We start from the raw sequence: 21,051 nt of genomic DNA on the forward strand, positions 1-21,051 counted from the left end.
ACCTGCGGCCACGGGGTGGGCTCGGTGGCGAGGGCCACCGCCCCGGAGGTCCAGTCGATGTGCGGGGACGGCTCGTCCACGTGCAGGGTCGGCGGGACCAGGCCGTGCCGCATCGCCATGATCATCTTGATCACACCGGCGACGCCGGCCGCAGCCTGGGCGTGCCCGATGTTCGACTTGATGGAACCGAGCCACAGCGGCTCCCGGCCCTGCCGGTCCTGCCCGTAGGTGGCCAGCACGGCCTGCGCCTCGATCGGGTCGCCCAGCGTCGTTCCGGTGCCGTGCGCCTCGACCACGTCGACGTCGGCGGCGGAGAGCCGCGCCGACGCGAGGGCCTGGCGGATCACCCGCTGCTGCGACGGGCCGTTCGGCGCCGTCAGCCCGTTCGACGCGCCGTCCTGGTTCACGGCGCTGCCGCGTACGACGGCCAGGATGCGCCGGCCCTCGCGCCGCGCGTCGGAGAGGCGCTGCACCAGCAGCACGCCGACGCCCTCGGACCAGCCCGTGCCGTCGGCGGACGCGGCGAACGACCGGCACCGGCCGTCGGCCGACAGGCCCCGCTGGCGCGAGAACTCCACGAAGGTGCCCGGCGTGGCCATCACCGTCACGCCGCCGGCCAGCGCCAGGTCGCACTCGCCGCTGCGCAACGCCTGCACCGCGAGGTGCAGCGCCACCAGGCTGGACGAGCACGCCGTGTCGACGGTCACCGCCGGCCCTTCGAGGCCGAACGTGTACGCCACCCGGCCCGACAGCACGCTGCCGGAGTTGCCGGTGCCGATGTAGCCCTCGACCTCGGGCGTCTCCATGAGCCGCGTCGAGTAGTCGTGGTAGATGACGCCCGCGAACACGCCGGTCCGGCTGCCCCGCAGGCCCGACGGGTCCAGGCCCGCCGACTCGAACGTCTCCCAGGACGCCTCCAGCAGCAGGCGGTGCTGCGGGTCCATCGCGAGGGCCTCGCGCGGCGAGATGCCGAAGAAGCCGGGGTCGAACTCCGCCGCGCCGTAGAGGAAACCGCCGTGGCGGGTGTACGAGGTGCCGGCGTGGTCGGGGTCCGGGTCGTACAGCGACTCCAGGTCCCAGCCCCGGTCGGCCGGGAACTCCCCGATGCCCTCCCCGCCGGTGCTGACCAGCTTCCACAGCTCGTCGGGAGACTCCACCCCGCCGGGGTAGCGGCAGGCCATGCCGACGATCGCGATCGCCTCGTCGGCGTCGCCGGCCGCCGCCTCGTCGGCAGCGACGGCGCCGGGCCGGGTGCCGGCGAGTTCCGCGTACACGTGGGCCGCCAGGGCCTGCGGGGACGGGTAGTCGAACACCAGGGTCGAGGTGAGGCGCAGGCCGGTCGCGCCGTTCACCCGGTTGCGCAGCTCGACGGCGGTCAGCGAGTCGAAGCCCAGGTCCTTGAACGCCCGGTCCGCCGGCACCGCCTCCGCGCCGCCGTGCCCGAGCACCTGCGCGACCAGACCGCGCACCAGTTGGTCCACCTGCGCGAGGCCGTCCTCGGCGCTGAGGCCGACGAGTCGGTCGCCCCAGCCGCCGGCGCCCTGCCCGGCGCGGCGGCGGGTCGTCGCCACGTCGACCAGGTTGCGCAGCATCGGCGGTACGACCGCGCCGGAGGCCGCCGCCCGCAGCGCGGGTACGTCGATCACGGCCGGCACCAGCACCGTCCGCTCGGCCCCCACCGCGGCGTCGAACAGTTCCAGGCCGGTGCGGGCGTTCATCGGCCGGAGTCCGGCGCGCGCCGTCCGGGCCCGGTCGTTGCCGCCGATGGACGCGGCCATGCCGGCGGTGTCCCACATGCCCCAGGCCAGGCTCACCGCCGGCAGGCCGAGCTGCCGCCGGTACACCGCCAACCCGTCCAGGAACGCGTTACCCGCCGCGTACGCCGACTGACCCGGCGAACCCAGCACACCCGCCACCGACGAGAACATGACGAACAAGTCCAGGTCCAGGGACGCCGTCGCCTCGTGCAGGAACCAACCCGCCGACACCTTCGGCGCCAACACCCCCGCGAGCCGCTCGTCGGTGACCCGCTCGATCACCCCGTCGTCCAGCACACCCGCGGTGTGCACCACACCCGCCAGGCGACCCGCCGCGGCGACCTCGGCAACCAACGCGCCGACCTGGCCCCGGTCCGTCACGTCACAGGCCACCACCCGAACGGCGGCACCCAGCCCGGTCAAACGCTCCGACAACTCGCCCGCACCCGCGGCCTCGGGGCCACGCCGCGACACCAGCACCAGCGACCGCACCCCGTGCACCGACACCAGGTGCTCCGCCACCAGCGCGCCCAGCGCACCCGTACCACCGGTCACCAGCACCGCGCCGTCACCGACCACGGGAGCGTCCGCCGGCGCCGGGGCGACCGCGCGCACCAGGCGCGGCACGAACACCGCGCCGGAGCGGACGACCAGCTGGCCGCCGGCCGGGTCCGCGGCGAAGCGGGCCAGGATGCCCAGCACGCCGGGGTTCATCGCGTCGTCGACGTCGGCCAGGACGATGCGGCCCGGGTGCTCGGACTGCGCCGCGCGCAGCAGGCCCCACACGGCCGCAGCCGCCAGGTCGGTCACCCGGTCCTCATCGCGGACGGCCACGGCGCCCCGGGTCACCACCACGAGCTTCGAGTCCGCCAGCGCGTCGGCGGCCAGCCACGCCTGCACCAGGCCCAGCACGTCGGAGGTCACCGTGCGTACGGCCTCCGCCGGGTGGGCGTCGTCGGCGCTCGATGCGGCCGGCGTGAACAGCAGCAGGCGCGGCGGCGTGATGCCGGCGTCGATCGCGGCCCGCAGCTGCCTGATCGTCTCGGCGGAGGGACCGCCGGGGACGCCCGGCAGGGCCGGCCCGCCCAGCACCGCCCAGCCGGAGGCGTCGTCGACCGCCTCGGCCTCCTCGGCCTGCCAGGCCACCTCGAACAGCGAACGGGACGCCGCGCTCGCGGCGGCCACGCCCGTCAGCTCCCGCAGGACGAGGGAGTCCACCGACACCACCGGCACGCCCGCCTCGTCGCAGGCGACCAGCCGCACCCCGGAGCCGTTGCGGGTCAACCGCACCCGCAGCAGCCCCGCCCCCGACGCGTGCACCTGCACACCCTCGAACGCGAACGGCACCCGCGGCCCACTCGACTCCTCCGTGCCCGGCAGCAGCCCGATCGGATGCAGAGCGGCGTCCAGCAGCGCCGGGTGCACCCCGAACCGGGCGGCCTCCGCCGCCGCGTCGTCCGGCAGCGCCACCTCGGCGTACACGTCCTCCTCGGCGGTCCACACCCGACGCAGCCCCTGGAACACCGGCCCGTACGCCAGGCCGTGCCCGAGCAGCGCCGGGTACCAGCCCGCCAGGTCCACCTCGGCGGCGCCGGCTGGCGGCCAGGCGGCCGGCCGCGGCTCGTCCGCCGACGCCGGTTCCAGCACGCCCTCCGCGTGGCGGGTCCAGCCCACCTCGGGGTCGTCGTGCGGACGGGAGTAGACGGCGACGGGGCGCTGCGGCGACTCCGACGCGGAGACCCGCACCTGGATCCGTACGGCGCCGGACTCGGGGAGCACCAGCGGCACCAGCACCGTCAGGTCGCGCAGCCGCGGCAGGTCCACCTCGTCGCCGGCGCGCACGGCCAGCTCGACCAGCGCCGTACCCGGGACCAGCGTCACGCCGGAGACCACGTGGTCGGCCAGCCAGGGGTGCGTGCTCAGGGAGATCCGGCCGGTCAGCACGACCTCGTCGTCGCCGGCCAGGTCCACCGCCGCGCCGAGCAGCCCGTGACCGGCCACGCCGAGGCCGGCGCCGCTGACGTCACCGGCCCGCAGCCGGCCCACGGCCGGCCAGAAGCGCTGCCGCTGGAACGGGTACGTCGGCAGGTCCACCGGGCGGGTCGCGGCCGGCAGGAGGGCGGTCCAGGTGACCGGCACGCCGTGCACGTGCAGCTCCGCCAGCGCGTGGACCAGCGACACCGGTTCCGGTCGCCCCGGGCGGAGGGTCGCCACGACCGCCGCCGACGGCGCGGCGTCGTCGTCCGGCAGGCAGGCGCCCACCATGCCGGCGAGCACCGCGTCGGGGCCGAGTTCGAGGAACGTACGGACGTTGCGCTCGCGGAGGCTCGCGACGCCGTCGGCGAACCGGACCGTCTCCCGGACGTGCCGGACCCAGTAGTCGGGGGTGCCGATCTCGTCCGGGTCGGCGACCTGGCCGGTCAGGTTGGACACGATCGGCAGGACGGGCCAGTGGAACGTCAGCCCGTCGAGCACCTGCCGGAACTCGGCCAGCATCGGCTCCATCAGCGGGCTGTGGAACGCGTGGCTGACGGTCAGCCGGCGGGTGCGCGCGCCCCGGTCCCGCCAGAGCCGCTCGACCTCGCCCAGGGCCTCGACGTCCCCGGAGACCACCACGGCGTTCGGGGCGTTCACCGCCGCGACGCCGATCCGGTCGGTCAGGCCCGCGATCGACTCGGCCACCGCGTCCTCGGCGGCGGCCACGGCGAGCATGCCGCCGCCGGCGGGCAGCGCCTGCATGAGCCGGCCGCGCGCGGCGACCAGCGCGCACGCGTCGGCCAGGCTGAACAGGCCGGCCACGTGGGCGGCGGCCACCTCTCCGATGGAGTGCCCGGCCACCAGGTCCGGCGCCACACCGAACGACTCGACCAGCCGGAACAGGGCCACCTCGACGGCGAACAACCCCGCCTGGGTGAACACCGTCTGGTCCAGCAACTCCGCCTCCGGCGTGCCCGCCTCGGCGAACAGCACCTCACGCAGCGCACGCGGCAGCAGCGCATCAAGGTGCCCACACACCTCGTCCAGGGCGGCGGCGAAGACCGGGAACGCCGCGTACAACTCGCGACCCATGCCGGCGCGCTGCGCCCCCTGACCCGAGAAGAGGACGGCGGTCCGTCCGGTCCGGGCCACCCCCCGCACGACGGCGGCCGAGGGCTCGTCGTCGGCCAGCGCGGCGAGGGCGGTGAGCAGTCCGGCGCGGTCGCCGGGCAGCAGCACCGCGCGGTGCTCGAAGGTGGTCCGGCCGGTGGCGAGCGCCCGGCCGAGGTCGGCGACGGTCAGGTCCGGCTCGTCGTCGACCAGGTTCCGCAGCCGGCGCGCCTGCGCGCGCAGGGCGGCGTCGTCGCGGGCCGAGAGGACGCAGGCGACGAGGTCGCCCGGGACGGCCGTGGCGGGCGGTGCGGGCTGCGCCGGGGCGGGCTCCGGGGCCTGCTCGATGATGGTGTGCGCGTTGGTGCCGCTGATGCCGAACGACGACACCGCCGCGCGGCGGGGCCGGTCCGCGGCGGGCCACGACCGCGCCTCGGTGAGCAGGGCGACCGACCCGGTCGTCCAGTCGATGTGCGGGGACGGCTTCTCGGCGTGCAGGGTCGGCGGCAGCATGCCGTGCCGCATCGCCAGCACCATCTTGATCACGCCGGCGACGCCGGCCGCCGCCTGGGCGTGGCCGATGTTGGACTTGACCGACCCCAGCCACAGCGGCCGGTCCTGCGGCCGGCCCTGCCCGTACGTGGCCAGCAGCGCCTGCGCCTCGATCGGGTCGCCCAGGGCGGTGCCGGTGCCGTGCGCCTCGACGGCGTCCACGTCGGTCGTGGTCAGCCGGGCGTTGGCGAGTGCCTGCCGGATCACCCGCTGCTGGGCGGGCCCGTTCGGCGCGGTCAGGCCGCTGCTCGCGCCGTCCTGGTTCACCGCGCTGCCGCGGACGACGGCGAGGACGCGGTGGCCGTTGCGCTGCGCGTCGGAGAGGCGCTCCAGCAGGAGCATGCCGACGCCCTCGGCGAAGCCGGTGCCGTCGGCGCCCGCGCCGAACGCCTTGCACCGCCCGTCGGGCGACAGGCCGCGTTGCCGGGAGAACTCGGTGAGCATGCCGGGGGTGGACATGACGCTCACCCCGCCGGCGAGCGCGAGCCGGCACTCGTCCTGCCGCAGCGCCTGGGTGGCCAGGTGCAGCGCCACCAGCGACGACGAGCAGGCGGTGTCGACGGTGACCGCGGGACCCTCGAGGCCGAACAGGTACGAGATCCGGCCCGAGGCGACGCTGCCGGCGCTGCCGTTGCCGACGTGGCCGCCCAGTTCGTCGTCGGTGCCGGCGGCCTGGGAGGCGTAGTCGTGGTAGATGAGCCCGACGTAGACGCCGGTGCTGCTGCCCCGCGCCGAGTGGGGGTCGATCCCGGCCCGTTCGAAGGCCTCCCAGGACGTCTCCAGCAACAGCCGCTGCTGCGGGTCCATCGCGAGGGCCTCCCGGGGGGAGATCCCGAAGAACGCGGCGTCGAACTGCGCGGCGTCGTGCAGGAAGCCGCCCTGGCGCGGTACGGAGGCGTCGTCCTCGCCGCCGGCACGCAGGTCGTCGAGGTTCCAGCCCCGGTCGGTGGGGAACGGCGAGATGACGTCGGCGCCGTTGGTGACCACATCCCAGAGCTGCTCGGGGGTCTGCACGTCGCCGGGGAACCGGCAGGCCATGCCGATGATGGCGATCGGCTCGTCGAGGGCGGCGGCGGTGCCGACCGCGGCGGGCCGGTCCACGGCGGCCGCGCCGCCGAGTTCCTCGTCGAGGAACTCGGCGAGCACCACCGGGGTGGGGTAGTCGAACGCCACGGTCGCGGGCAGCCGCAACCCGGTCGCGGCGGAGAGCCGGTTGCGCAGCTCCACCGAGGTGAGCGAGTCGAAGCCCAGTTCCTTGAAGGCGCGCTGGGCGTCGACGCCGTCGGCCGAGCGGTGCCCGAGCACGGCCGCCACGCTGCCGGCCACCAGGTCGAGCAGGTGCCCGCGCCGCTCCGCCGGGCTGAGCATCGCCAGCCGGTCCCGCACCGAGGCGGTGTCCGCCAGGCCGCGGCCCACCGCGCGCCGGGCCGGGTTGGAGGCCCGGACCACGTCACGCAGCAGGCTGGGCACGGGCTGGCCGGTCGGCCGCGACGCCGCCGGCGGCAGGTTCATGAGGACGAGGTGCGCGTTGCCGCGCTGCCGCGCCAGCTCGAAGAGCGCCACGCCCTGCCGGTCGGTCAGCGGGGCGCTGGTGGCGCGGATCGCCTTGCGGTGTTCGGTGCCGCCCAGGTGCGCGGTCATGGCGCTGCTGGTGGCCCAGAGGCCCCAGGCGAGGCTGGTGGCGGGCAGGCCCTGCTCCCGGCGGTGCCGGGCGAGGGCGTCGAGGAACGCGTTGGCGGCCGCGTAGTTGGCCTGCCCCGGGGAGCCGAGGGTGGCCGCCACCGAGGAGAACAGCACGAACGCCGCGAGGTCCAGGTGGCGGGTGGCCTCGTGCAGCGCCCAGCCGGCGTCCACCTTCGGCGTCAGGACGGCGTGCAGGGCCGGCGCGTCGAGCGAGCCGATGGTCGCGTCGGCGATGACCCCGGCGGTGTGGACCACCGCGGTCAGCGGGTGCGCCGGCTCCACCAGTTCCAGCAGCCGGGTCACCTGCGCGGGGTCGGCCACGTCGGCGGTGCCGACGGTGACCCGGGCGCCCGCGCGGGTCAGCTCCTCGACCAGGTCCCGGTACTGCTCCGGGCCGCGCCGGGAGGCCAGCAGCAGGTGCCGCGCCTGGCCGGTGGTGACGAGGTGCCGGGCGAACACGCCGGCGAGGGCGCCGCCGGCGCCGGTGATCAGCACGGTGCCGTCCGGGTCGGCGGGCGCGGGCACCCGCAGGACGACCTTGCCGATGTGCCGGGCCTGGCTGATGTGCCGCAGCGCCTGCCGGGCCTGCCGCACGTCCCACGCCCGTACGGGCAGTGGCCGCAGCGCGCCCTGCGCGAAGAGGGCGAGCACCTCGGTGAGCATCTCGCCGATGCGCCGGTGGCCGGCCTCGTTCAGGTCGAACGCGCGGTAGGTCACGCCCGGGTGCCGGGCGGCGACCACGTCGGGGTCGCGCAGGTCGGCCTTGCCCATCTCCACGAACCGGCCGCCGCGGGGCAGCAGCCGCAGCGACGCGTCGACGAACTCGCCGGCCAACGCGTCCAGCACCACGTCCATCCCGGCGCCGCCGCTGGCCGCGCCGAAGGTCTGCTCGAACTCGGTGGTCCGCGAGGAGGCGATCCGCTCCTCGGCGACTCCCAGGCCGCGCAGCACGCCCCACTTGCCGGGGCTGGCGGTGGCGTACACCGTCGCGCCCCAGTGTCGGGCGAGCTGGATGGCGGCCATGCCGACGCCGCCGGCGCCGTTGTGGATGAGCACGGACTCGCCGGCCCGCAGGTCGGCGAGGTCCCGCAGCGCGTAGTACGCGGTCAGGAAGACCACCGGCACGGACGCGGCCTGGGCGAAGGACCAGCCGGCGGGGATCTTCGCGACGAGGTCGCGGGTGGCGATCACCTCGGGGGCGAAGGCGGGCTCGAACATGCCGAGCACCCGGTCGCCGGGTGCCAGGTCGGCCACGCCGGGGCCGACCTCGAGCACCACGCCGGCGCCCTCGCTGCCCATCACGGCCGTCGGATCGGGGTACATCCCGAGGCCGATCAGCACGTCGCGGAAGTTGACCCCGGCCGCGCGCACGGCGATGCGCACCTGGCCCGCGTCCAGGGCGACGGCCGTGGCGGGCACCATGCCGATGCCGTCCAGCGTGCCGGGGCTGACCGCCCCGACCCGCCACAGCCCGGCCGGCGGGACGAGTTCCTCGGCGGCCGTGCCGGCGGGCCGGCCCAGGCGGGGGGTGCGCACCTCGTCGCCGCGTACGGCCACCTGACCGCCGGTGGCCGACGGGTCCTCGGCCACGGCGGCCAGCACGGCGAGGGTGGCCGGGGTGAGTTCGCCGTCGACGTCGGCGAGGACGATCCGCCCCGGGTGCTCGGACTGCGCGGAGCGCAGCAGGCCCCAGACCGCCGCGCCGGGCAGGTCCCGCAGCGCGTCGGCCGGGGTGGCGGCCACGGCGCCGCGGGTCAGCACCACCAGCGTCGTGTCGGCCAGGGCCGAGCTGTCCAGCCAGGACCGCACCACGGCCAGGACCCGGGCGGTGGCCGTACGGACGAGGTCGGGCAGGTCGCTTTCCGGCGTGCCGGCGCGCACCGGGAGGACCAGCGCGCGGGGCGCCTCGGCCGAGCCGGCCGAGACCGCCGCGGTCAGCTCGTCGACGGTCGGGAAGACCGGCGTGGCCAGGCCCGCCGGCGCGTCCCCGTCGCCGAGCAGCGCCCAGCCGGAGACGTCCCGCGCCGGGGTGACCGGCTCGGTCTGCCACGTCACCTCGAACAGCGACCGCTCCGCGGCCTCGGCGCCGGAGGCGTCGGTCATCTCCCGCAGGGCGAGCGACTCGACGGACACCACCGGCGCGCCGGACTCGTCGCCGGCCACCAGCCGCACGCGCGAGCCCGACCGGGTCAGCCGCACCCGCAGCGTCCTGGCGCCGGACGCGTGCACCTGCACGCCCTCGAACGCGAAGGGCACGCGCGGTCCGCCGGACCGCTCGGTCAGCAGCAGCCCGACGGGGTGCAGCGCGGCGTCCAGCAGTGCCGGGTGCACGGCGAAGCTGGCCGCGTCGGCGGCCGCCTCGTCCGGCAGGGCGACCTCGGCGTACGCCTCGTCGCCGGCGGTCCACAGCCGCCGCAGGCCCCGGAACGCCGGCCCGTAGGCCAGGCCGCGCTCCGCCAGCGCCGGGTACCAGCCGGCGAGGTCCACCTCGGCGCCCCCGGTGGGCGGCCAGGGGCCCAACGTCGGCTCGTCGGTGGCCTCCTCCAGCAGGCCGTCGGCGTGCCGCGTCCACGCGTCCTCGGGGTCGCCGTCGGGCTGCGAGTGCACCGCCACGGGCCGGGCGCCGGAGCCGTCGGCCGCGCCGACGCGCACCTGCACGCGGACCGCGCCCGAGTTCGGCAGCACCAGCGGCGCGGCGACGGTCAGCTCCCGCACCCGCGAGACGCCGACCTCGTCGCCGGCCCGCACCGCGAGCTCGACCAGGGCGGTGCCCGGCAGCACCAGCGCGCCGCCGACCACGTGGTCCGCCAGCCAGGGGTGCGTCGACGCCGACAGCCGGCCGGTCAGCACGACCTCGTCGTCACCGGCGAGGCGCACCGCCGCGCCGAGCAGCCCGTGCCCGGCCGCGCCCAGCCCCGCGCCCGACACGTCGCCGGTCGCGGACCGGTCGACCGCCGGCCAGAACCGGTCCCGCTGGAAGGCGTACGTGGGCAGGTCGACCGGGGCGGCGCCGGAACCGGCGAACACGCCCGCCCAGTCGACGGGCACCCCGGCGACGTGCAGGTCGCCCAGGTTGGCCAGCAGCTGGCGCGGCCCGTTCTCGTCGCGGCGCAGCGAGCCCACCATCACTCCGGCGCCGGCGGCCCTGTCGAGCGCGTCCTGGACGGCCACCTTGAGCACGGGGTGCGGGCTGACCTCGACGAAGGCCCGGAAGCCCTGTTCGATCAGCCGGTCCACGACCGGCGCGAGCCGGACCGTCTCGCGCAGGTTGCGGTACCAGTAGTCCGCGTCGAGCTCGGCGGTGTCGATCGGCTCGCCGGTGACGGTGGAGTGGAAGGCCACCGTCGTGGACCGCGGGTCGACGGTGCCGAATCCGGCGGTCACGTCGTCGCGGATCGCGTCGACGTGACCGCTGTGCGCCGCGAAGTCCACGGCGACCTGCCGGGCGCGGATGTCGCGCTCGGCGCAGTGCGCGATCAGCGCGGCGACCGACGCCGAATCGCCGGCGACCACGGTCACGGCGGCGCCGTTGAGGGCGGCGACGGAGAGGCTCCCCCGCCACGGCGCGATCAGCTGCTCGGTGTCGGCGGCCGGGAGCGGGACGGACACCATGCCGCCCCGACCGGCGATCGCCAGCAGGCCGCGGCTGCGCGCCACGACGAGCCGCGCCGCGTCGGCGAGGGTCAGCGCGCCGGCGACGCAGGCCGCCGCGAGTTCGCCCTGCGAGTGCCCGACGACGGCGGCCGGTTCGATGCCGCACGAGCGCCAGAGCTGCGCCAGGGACACCATGACGGAGAAGAGCGCGGGCTGGACCACGTCCACCCGGTCCAGGGGCGGCGCACCGGGCGCCTGCCGGAGCACGTCCTCGAGGGACCAGTCCACCAGCCGGGACAGCTCCTCGGCGCACTCCCCCATGTGCTGCCGGAAGACCGGCGAGGTCTCCAGCAGGTCCAGCGCCATCCCCGTCCACTGGGAGCCCTGGCCCGGGAAGACGAAGACGACCTTCGGCGCGGCGTCCACGCCGGCCGGCGAGCTGTCGGCGGAGGCGAGGGCGGCCAGTCGGGTGACCGCGTCGTCCCGGTCGGCGGCCACGACGACCGCGCGGTACGGGTGGTGGGCCCGCTGGGCGGCCAGGGAGAACCCGAGGTCGCGCGGGTCCAGGTCGGCGGCGGCGGCGAGCCGCTCGGCGAGGCGGGCGGCCTGCGCACCGAGCGCGCGGGGGCTCCGGCCGGACACCAGCAGGGGTACGGCGGCGGGCCCGACCAGGCCGGGAAGCTCTCCCGCCGGCGGGGGCGTCGCCGGGGCCGGCTCGTCGGGCGCCTGCTCGATGATGGTGTGCGCGTTGGTGCCGCTGATGCCGAACGACGACACCGCCGCCCGGCGCGGCCGCTCGACCGCCGGCCACGGCCGCGCGTCGGTGAGCAGGGCGACCGCCCCGGCGCTCCAGTCGACGTGGGGCGACGGCTCGTCCACGTGCAGGGTCGGTGGCAGCACGCCGTGCCGCATCGCCTGCACCATCTTGATCACGCCGGCCACACCGGCCGCCGCCTGCGCGTGACCGATGTTCGACTTGATCGAGCCGAGCCAGAGCGGTTCCCCGCCGTCGCGGTCCTGCCCGTAGGTGGCCAGCACCGCCTGCGCCTCGATCGGGTCGCCGAGAACGGTGCCGGTGCCGTGCGCCTCGACGGCGTCCACGTCCGCCGGGGTCAGCCGCGCGTTCTCCAGGGCCTGCCGGATCACCCGCTGTTGCGACGGGCCGTTCGGGGCGGTCAGCCCGTTGGACGCGCCGTCCTGGTTGACCGCGGAGCCGCGCACCACGGCGAGCACCCGGTGCCCGTTGCGCCGGGCGTCGGACAGGCGCTCCACCAGCAGCATCCCCACGCCCTCGGACCAGCCGGTGCCGTCGGCGCCGGCGGCGAACGCCTTGCAGCGCCCGTCCGGGGCCAGCCCGCCCTGCCGGGAGAACTCGGAGAACATGCCGGGCTGCCCCATCAGCGCCACCCCGCCGGCCAGGGCCATGTCGCACTCGCCGCCGCGCAGCGCCTGGGCGGCGAGGTGCAGCGCCACCAGGGACGAGGAGCAGGCGGTGTCGACGGTTACGGCCGGGCCTTCGAGGCCGAACGTGTAGGCGACCCGTCCGGAGGCGACGCTGCCCGCGGTGCCGGTCAGCAGGTGCCCCTCGAGGCCGTCCAGGTCGTCGCGTCCGCTGGTGGCGTAGCCGGAGGAGGCGGCGCCGATGAAGACACCGGTGGCGGTGCCGCTGAGCGCGGTGGGGTCGATGCGGGCGTACTCGAAGCTCTCCCAGGCGGTCTCCAGCAGCAGCCGCTGCTGCGGGTCCATGGCCAGCGCCTCGCGGGGGCTGATGTTGAAGAAGCCGGCGTCGAAGTCGGCCGCGTCGTAGAGGAAGCCGCCCTGGTCGGTGACGGTGCCGCCCGCCTGGTCGCCGTCCGTGCCGTACAGCCGGTCGAGGTCCCAGCCGCGGTCGGTGGGGAATTCGCCGATCGCGTCGGAACCGGAGGTGACGAGCTGCCACAGCTGCTCGGGGGTGGCGACACCGCCGGGGTAGCGGCAGGCCATGCCGATGATGGCGATCGGCTCGTCGGCGTCGGCGGTGACGACCGTACGGACCGTGGGGCCGGCGCCGGTGGACGGGCCGAGCTGCGCGAACAGGTGGTCGGCCAACCGGGCCGGGGTGGGGTGGTCGAAGGCCAGCGTGGCGGAGAGCCGCAGCCCGGTCGCGGCGCCCAGCCGGTTGCGCAGTTCCACCGAGGTCAGCGAGTCGAACCCGAGGTCCTTGAAGGCCCGGGCGGCGGGGACCGCCTGCGCCGAGGCGTGACCCAGCACCGTGGCGGCCTGCCCGCAGACGAGGTCGACCAGCGCCTGCCGGGCGTCCGCCTCGGACAGGCCGGCGAGCCGGTCGCGCCACGACGTCCCGACGGTCGGCTGGTCGGTGGCCGCGCGACGCCGTCCGCCGCGCAGCAGGTGCCGCAGCAGCGGCGGCACGTGGCTCGCCTCGCCGGTGACCTGGAGTCGGGCCGCGACGACGACCGGTTGCACCGCCGGCAGGGCGGCGTCGAGGAGTTCGGCGCCCTCGGCCGGGGAGAGACCGCTCATTCCGACCCGCCGCAGCCGCTGCTGGTCGTCGCCGTCGAGGTGGGCGGTCATCGCGCTGGCGGTGGCCCACATGCCCCAGGCGATGCTGGTGGCGGGCAGCCCCTGCTGCCGGCGGTGCTGGGCGAGGGCGTCGAGGAACGCGTTGGCGGCCGCGTAGTTGCCCTGCCCCGGGGAGCCGAGGGTCGCCGCGACGGAGGAGAACAGCACGAACGCCGCGAGGTCCAGGTGCCGGGTCGCCTCGTGCAGCGCCCAGCCGGCGTCCACCTTGGGCGCCATCACCGTACGCAGGGCGGACTCGTCCAGCGAGCCGATGGTCGCGTCGGCGATCATCCCGGCGGTGTGCACCACCGCGGTCAACGGGTGTGCCGGGTCGATCCCGGCGACCAGCCCGGTGACCTGCGCGGGATCGCTGACGTCGACCGTCACGGCGGTGACGTCGGCGCCCGCGTCGGTCAGTTCCCGGACCAGGGCGGCGTAGTCGTCGGCGCCGGGCCGGCCGGGTTCGCGCCGGGAGGCCAGCAGCAGGTGGCGGGCCTGGCCGGTGGCGACCAGGTGTCGCGCGACCACGCCGGCCAGGGTCCCGGCCGCGCCGGTGACCAGCACGGTGCCCTCGGGGTCGAGGGGCGCGGGGATGCGGAGCACCACCTTGCCGACGTGGCGGGCCTGGCTGACGTGCCGCAGCGCCTGCCGGGCCTGCCGCACGTCCCACGCCCGTACGGGCAGCGGCCGCAGCGCGCCCTGCGCGAAGAGGGCGAGCACCTCGGTGAGCATCTCGCCGATCCGGGTGCTGCCCGCCTCGTTCAGGTCGAACGCCCGGTAGGCCACGCCCGGGTGGTCGGCGGCGACCGCCTCCGGGTCGCGCAGGTCGGCCTTGCCCATCTCCACGAACCGGCCGCCCCGCGGCAGCAGCCGCAGCGACGCGTCGACGAACTCGCCGGCCAACGCGTCCAGCACCACGTCCACCCCGGCGCCACCGGTGGCCGCGCCGAAGACCTGCTCGAACTCCGTGGTCCGCGACGACGCGATCCGCTCCTCGGCCACCCCGAGGCCACGCAGCACGCCCCACTTGCCGGGGCTCGCCGTCGCGTGGACGGTGGCGCCGAGGTGGTGGGCGAGCTGGATGGCGGCCATGCCGACGCCGCCCGCCCCGTTGTGGATGAGCACCGACTCGCCGGCCCGCAGGCCGGCCAGGTCGCGCAGCGCGTAGTACGCGGTCAGGAAGACCAGGGGGACGGACGCCGCCTGGGTGAAGGTCCAGCCGGCGGGCATCTTGGCGATGCGCTCCCGGTGGGCGACCGCCTGCGGGCTGAACCCGAGTTCGAACATGCCCATCACCCGGTCGCCCGGCGCCAGGTCGGTCACGCCGGGGCCGACCTCGACCACCACGCCCGCGCCCTCGCTGCCCATCACGGCCGCCGGATCCGGGTACATCCCCAACGCGATCAACACGTCGCGGAAGTTCACCCCCGCCGCGCGCACGGCGATGCGTACCTGCCCCGCGTCCAGCGCCCCGGGCACGGCACGGACCAGCTCGATCCCGTCCAGGGTGCCGGGCGCCACCGCGGCCAGGTGCCACGGCCCGGACGGCGGCGTCAGCTCGTCGCCCACCGGCCGTACCAGCCTCGGCACGAGGGTCCGCTCGCCCCGCAGTGCGAGCTGCCCGCCGGAGACCGACGGGTCGATCGCGGCCCCGGCCAGCACGGCGAGGGTCGCGGGGGTCAGCTCGCCCTCGACGTCGGCCAGGACGATCCGCCCCGGGTGCTCCGACTGCGCCGACCGCAGCAGGCCCCAGACCGCCGCGGCCGCCAGGTCGGTGACCTGGTCGTCGTCCCCGGCGGCCACCGCGCCCCGGGTCACCACCACGAGCTTGGTGTCCGCCAGCGGCTCGGCGGCGAGCCAGGACCGCAGCACGTCCAGGACACCGTTGGTGACCGCCCGCACGGCCTCCGGCACGGCGACGCCGGGCTCGCCGGCCGGCACCGTCAGCAGCACCTGCCGGGGCGCGGCCCCGCCCGCCGCCAGCGCCGCCACGTCCGCGAAGACCGGCAGCTCGGGCAGCGCGGCCGGGGTCTGCCGGCCCAGCGCCGCCCACCCCGGCAGGTCGTCGACTCCGACGATCTGGTCGGCCTGCCAGGCCACGTCGAACAGCGACCGGGCGGCGGCGCCCCGGGTCGCCGTGGCGGTCATCTCCCGCAGCACCAGGGAGTCCACCGACACCACCGGCGCGCCCGACGCGTCGCAGGCGACCAGCCGCACCCCGGAGCCGTCCCGGGTCAACCGCACCCGCAGCGTCCTGGCACCCGAGGCGTGCACCTGCACACCCTCGAACGCGAACGGCACGCGCGGCCCGCTCGCCGCCTCCGCCGCCAGCAGCAGCGCCACCGGGTGCAGCGCGGCGTCCAGCAGCGCCGGGTGCACCCCGAACGCGGTCGCGTCCCCCGCCGCCCCGTCCGGCAGCGCCACCTCGGCGAAGGCCTCGCCGTCGGCCGTCCAGGCCCGCCGAACGCCCTGGAACACCGGCCCGTACGACAGGCCGTGCTCCGCCAGCGCCGGATACCAGCCGGTCAGGTCCACCTCGGTCGCGCCCGCCGGGGGCCACGCCCCGACGCCCGGCTCGTCGGCCGACACCGGTTCGAGCACGCCGTCGGCGTGCCGCAGCCACTCGGCGTCGTCGTCCTCGGGCTGGGAGTACACGGAGACCGACCGGGCGGCGGAGCCGTCGGCAGCGCCGACCCGCACCTGCACGCGTACCGCACCGGACTCCGGCAGCACCAGCGGCGCCGCCACGGTCAGCTCCCGCACCCGCGACGCGCCCACCTCGTCGCCGGCGCGCACCGCCAGCTCCACCAGCGCGGTGCCCGGCACCACCACGGCACCGCCGACCACGTGGTCCGCGAGCCACGGGTGCGTCGACGCCGACAACCGGCCGGTCAGCACCACCTCGTCGTCGCCGGCGAGCCGCACCGCCGCACCGAGCAGCGGGTGCCCCGCCACGCCCAGGCCGGCGCCGGACACGTCGCCGACCCGCCACGGCACCACCTCGGGCCAGAACCGCTCCCGCTGGAAGGCGTACGTGGGCAGGTCCACCCGCCGGGCGGCGGTGTCGGCGAACCACGGCTGCCAGCTCACCGGCACCCCGTGCACGTGCAGCTCGGCCAGCGCCGCCAGGAGCGCCTGCGCCTCCGGCCGGTCCCGGCGCTGGGTGGCGACGGTCAGCACGTCGTCGTCCGGCAGGACGTCCGCCGTCATCGCGGTCAGCACGCTGCGCGGACCGACCTCCAGGAAGGTGTCGACACCGGCGTCGCGCAGGGCGGCGATCCCGTCGGCGTAGCGCACGGCCTCGCGGACGTGCCGCACCCAGTACTGCGGGGTGCGAATCTCGTCGGCGTCGGCGAGCGCCCCGGTCAGGTTCGACACGATCGGCAGCGTGGGCGCGGCGAAGGTCAGCCGCTCGACGATGCCGCGGAACCGCTCCAGCACCGGCTCCATCAGCGGGCTGTGGAACGCGTGGCTCACGGTCAACCGGCGGGTACGCACACCCCGGTCCCGCCAGGTCCGCTCCACCTCGTCGAGCGCGTCGACGGCGCCGGACACCACGACCGAGGTCGGACCGTTGACCGCCGCGATGCCGACCCGGTCGGCCAGCCCGGCGATGGACCCGACCACCGCCGCCTCGTCGGCGGCGACGGCGAGCATGCCGCCGCCGTCGGGCAGCGACTGCATCAGCCGACCCCGCGCCGCCACAAGCAGGCAGGCGTCCTGGAGGGACAGCACCCCGGCCACGTGCGCCGCGGCGATCTCGCCGATCGAGTGTCCGCCCACGAAGTCCGGCACCACGCCGAACGACTCCACCAGCCGGAACAGCGCCACCTCGACGGCGAACAGCCCGGCCTGGGTGAAGGCGGTCTGGTCCAGCAGCTCCGCCTCGGGGGTGCCCGCCTCCGCGAACAGCACCTCCTTGAGCGGGCGCGGCAGCACCCGGTCCAGGTGCCCGCACGCCTCGTCCAGGGCGGCGGCGAAGACGGGGAACTCGCCGTACAGCTCCCGGCCCATGCCGGCGCGCTGCGCGCCCTGGCCGGAGAAGAGCACCGCCAGCGGGCCCCGGTCCCCGGCCTGGCCGGTGACCACCGTGCCCGACGACTCGCCCGCCGCCAGGGACTCCAGGCCGGCCAGCAGGCCCGCCCGGTCCTCGGCGAGCACCACCGCGCGCCGGTCGAGCGTCGACCGGGACACCACCGACGACCAGGCCACGTCGAGCGGGCGCTGCTCCTCGTCGTCGCCCAGCCAGCGGGCCCACCGGCCGGCCTGCGCGGACAACGCCGCGGGGTGCGCGGCGGAGAGCAGCACCGGCGCGACGGCGGGCCGGCGGGCCGGGGTGGCCTCGTCGGCGGCCGGGTCGGCGGTGGGCGCCTGCTCCAGGATCAGGTGGGCGTTCGTGCCGCTCATGCCGAAGGACGACACGGCGGCCCTGCGGACGTGCTCGCCGCCCGTCCACGGGCGGGCCTCGTCCAGCAGGGACACGGCGCCGGTCGACCAGTCGATGTGCGGGGACGGCTGGGCGACGTGCAGGGTGGGCGGCAGCACGCCGTGGCGCATCGCCATCACCATCTTGATGACGCCGCCGGCGCCGGCCGCGGCCTGCGGGTGACCGATGTTCGACTTCAGCGACCCCAGCCACAGCGGCCGGTCGGTGGGCCGGCCCTGGCCGTACGTGGCCAGCAGCGCCTGAGCCTCGATCGGGTCGCCGAGCCGGGTGCCCGTGCCGTGCGCCTCGACGACGTCGATGTCGGACGGGGTGAGCCGGGCGTTCTCGAGCGCCTGCCGGATGACCCGCTGCTGCGAGGGACCGTTGGGGGCGGTCAGGCCGCTGCTGGCGCCGTCCTGGTTCACGGCGCTGCCCCGGATCACCGCCAGGACGGGGTGACCGTTGCGCCGGGCGTCGGAGAGCTTCTCGACGAGCAGCATGGCGACGCCCTCGGACCAGCCGGTCCCGTCGGCGTCGGCGGAGAATGCCTTGCACCGCCCGTCGGAGGCGAGCCCCCGCTGGCGGGAGAACTCGACGAAGGCGCCGGGCGTGGCCAGCACGGTCACGCCGCCGGCCACGGCGAGGGAGCACTCGCCGTCGCGCAGGGCCTGACCGGCGAGGTGCAGGGCGACCAGCGAGGAGGAGCAGGCGGTGTCGATCGTGACGGCCGGCCCCTCCAGCCCGAAGGAGTACGCCAGCCGGCCGGACATGACGCTCGCGGCCGTGCCGGTGAGGACGTAGCCCTCCGTGCCCTCGGGCAGTTGCCGCAGCACCGACGTGTAGTCCTGCCCCGCGGTGCCGACGAACACCCCGGTACGGCTGCCCCGCACCGACGTGGCGTCGATGCCGGCCCGCTCGAAGACCTCCCAGGTCACCTCGAGCAGGAGCCGCTGCTGCGGGTCCATGGCCAGCGCCTCGCGCGGCGAGATCCCGAACAGGCTCGGGTCGAACAGGCCGGCGTCGCGCAGGAAGCCGCCCCGGTTGCTGTAGGTGGTGCCGGGGTGGTCCGGGTCGGGGTCGTAGAGCCCGTCGAGGTCCCAGCCCCGGTCGTCGGGGAACGTGCCGGTGGCGTCCACACCGCCCGCGACCAGGTCCCAGAGATCCTCCGGCGAGGCGACCCCGCCGGGGAACCGGCAGGCCATGCCGACGATCGCGATCGGCTCGGCGTCCTCGTTCTCCAGCTCGGTCAGGCGCCGGCGCGCCAGGCGGAGCTCGGAGGTCACCCACTTCAGGTGTTCGAGGAGCTTGTCTTCGTCCGCCATGACCCACCCGCCCAGAGCTTGCTATCGATCGGAATCTGCCGATTCGTTGACCACACCACCGCCGACGGAACGGCTTCGTGCACAGGTGGGTGGAGACATGGCCGTTTCGGCTCATGAACCCGACACCTGTTCCGAATTCCGGTTGTCGTGCCTGCTCAGGCGCCCGCCACGCCGGACCGTCCCGCCGACACATGCCCGCCACCGTGACTGGACGGTACTGAGCGCCCATCGCGCGCCCAACCCCTAGAGAACCCCTGATCGGCCGGCCCGCGAGGGCCGTCGCGACGGGCCGGCGAGGGAGCCGTGACCAGCATCGCGACGGCCGCTCAGGCGGGCTGTCCGGCGACCGCGGGCAGGATGCGGCGCAGCCGTCCCGGGGGCGTCGAGCGGCGACGCCACTCCCGGGGGTAGCCCACCGAGACCTCCTCGAACCGGACCCCGTCGTACCAGGTGGTGCGCGGGATGTGCAGGTGGCCGTAGACGGCGACGCGGGCGTCGAAACGGACGTGCCAGTCGGCGGTGGCCTCGGTGCCGCACCACTGCGCGAACTCCGGGTACCGCAGGATCCGGGTGGGCTCCCGGACGAGCGGGAAGTGGTTGACCAGGACGGTGGGCAGCCCACCCCGTTCCGCGGTGAGCCGGCGCTCGGTCAGGGCCAGCCGCGCCCGGCACCAGGCGTCCCGGGTCGGGTACGGGTCCGGGTGCAGCAGGATCTCGTCGGTGCAGACCACGCCGACCTCGTGCGCCCGCGCCAGGGCCTGCTCCCGGGTGTACGTCCCGGCCGGCCGGAAGGTGTAGTCGTAGAGCACGAACAGCGGGGCGATCAGGACGGGATCGTCTCCCTGCGGGTCCCAGACGGGGTACGGGTCCTCGGGAGTGACCACCCCGAGCCCGCGGCAGAGTTCCACCAGGTGCTGGTAGCGCGCGTCCCCCCGCAGCTGGATCGGGTCCTCGCGGGGGGTCCAGAGCTCGTGGTTGCCGGGGGCCCAGATCACCTTGGCGAACCGGCGGCTGAGCAGTCCGAGCGCCCACTCGACGTCGGCGACGAACTCGCCGACGTCACCGGCGACGATGAGCCAGTCGCCCTCGCGCTCCGGCCGCAGCCGTTCGACGATGGCCTTGTTCTCCGCGTGGACCACGTGCAGGTCACTGATGGCGAGCAACTGAGGCAGGCCGGATCCGGCCATGCGGACCTCCCGTCCATCCGGGGTACCGCACGCACCCACATCCGCACCGCTCGCCTGCCGGTGGGCAGGGCGAGACGGCCTGACGGGCTCCGACCCTACGGAGCCGGGCCCACACAGGCACACCCCTAGACGGGCTGCGCGCACCCCTAGGCGGCCGTGCCGTGGCCGGCGTCGGCCACGGCACGGCGTACCCGCGCCGGCGGGGCGCCCCCACCGTCCGGTCAGGACTTGCCGAACTCCCGCTGGATGATGTCGAAGAGCTCCTCCCGGCTCGCTGACTCCAACTCCTCCGCCACGGCCGGCGCCGGTGCGGCGGCGGGTCGTCCCCGCCACCTGGCCACCAGCTCCTCCAGCCGGCCGACGACCGCGTCGTCGACCTGGTCGCCCGGCAGCCCGCCGAGGAGCTTGTCGAGGCGTTCGATCTCCGCCACGATCGGCAACGCCGGCTGCTCGGGGGCCAACTCGGCCCGCAGGTGACCAGCGAGCGCGGCCGGCGTCGGGTGGTCGAAGACGAGGGTGGCGGGCAGCCCGATGCCCGTTTCGGCGGTCAGCCGGTTGCGCAGCTCGACGGCGGTGAGCGAGTCGAAGCCCAGTTCGAGGAAGCCACGGCCGGGCCTGATCACGCCGGGCGTGGCGTGCCCCAGCACCGCCGCGGCGGTGCCGCGGACCAGGTCGAGCAGGATGCGGTCGCGCTCCGGCCCGGAGGCGGCGGCCAGGCGCTCACGCAGCGCCGACGCCGCGCCGCGGTCCTCGCCCTTCGGCGCCTCCGCGTCCGGCCCGGGCTGGGCCTCGGGGATGTCGGTGAACAGGCGGGACGGACGCAACGCCGTGAACGACGGCACGAACCGATCCCACCGCACATCCGCCACCACCACCTGACCCTC

At 76.1% G+C, this 21,051-nt stretch carries 3 protein-coding genes; all 3 read right to left on the reverse strand.

Going from position 1 to position 21,051, the window contains the following annotated elements; genetic code table 11:
• A partial coding sequence (locus AB0G08_RS28615; RefSeq protein WP_358093601.1) for an SDR family NAD(P)-dependent oxidoreductase occupies nt 1–18,980 on the reverse strand: 18,980 nt, incomplete at its 3' end.
• A gap of 326 nt (nt 18,981–19,306) precedes the next feature.
• On the reverse strand, nt 19,307–20,167 hold the full coding sequence (locus tag AB0G08_RS28620) for a metallophosphoesterase (protein WP_358093604.1): 861 nt from the start codon (nt 20,165–20,167) through the stop codon (nt 19,307–19,309).
• A 221-nt stretch (nt 20,168–20,388) separates the two neighbouring features.
• On the reverse strand, nt 20,389–21,051 hold a 663-nt coding region (locus AB0G08_RS28625; protein WP_358093607.1), incomplete at its 5' end, for a phosphopantetheine-binding protein.

The sequence above is a fragment of the Micromonospora sp. NPDC023644 genome (genome assembly GCF_040640115.1).
GTDB lineage: Bacteria > Actinomycetota > Actinomycetes > Mycobacteriales > Micromonosporaceae > Micromonospora.

Coding starts and splice junctions, on each gene's coding strand:
- AB0G08_RS28620 (WP_358093604.1), bottom strand. CDS start 20,167: ATGGCCGGATCCGGCCTGCCTCAGTTGCTCGCCATCAGTGACCTGCAC.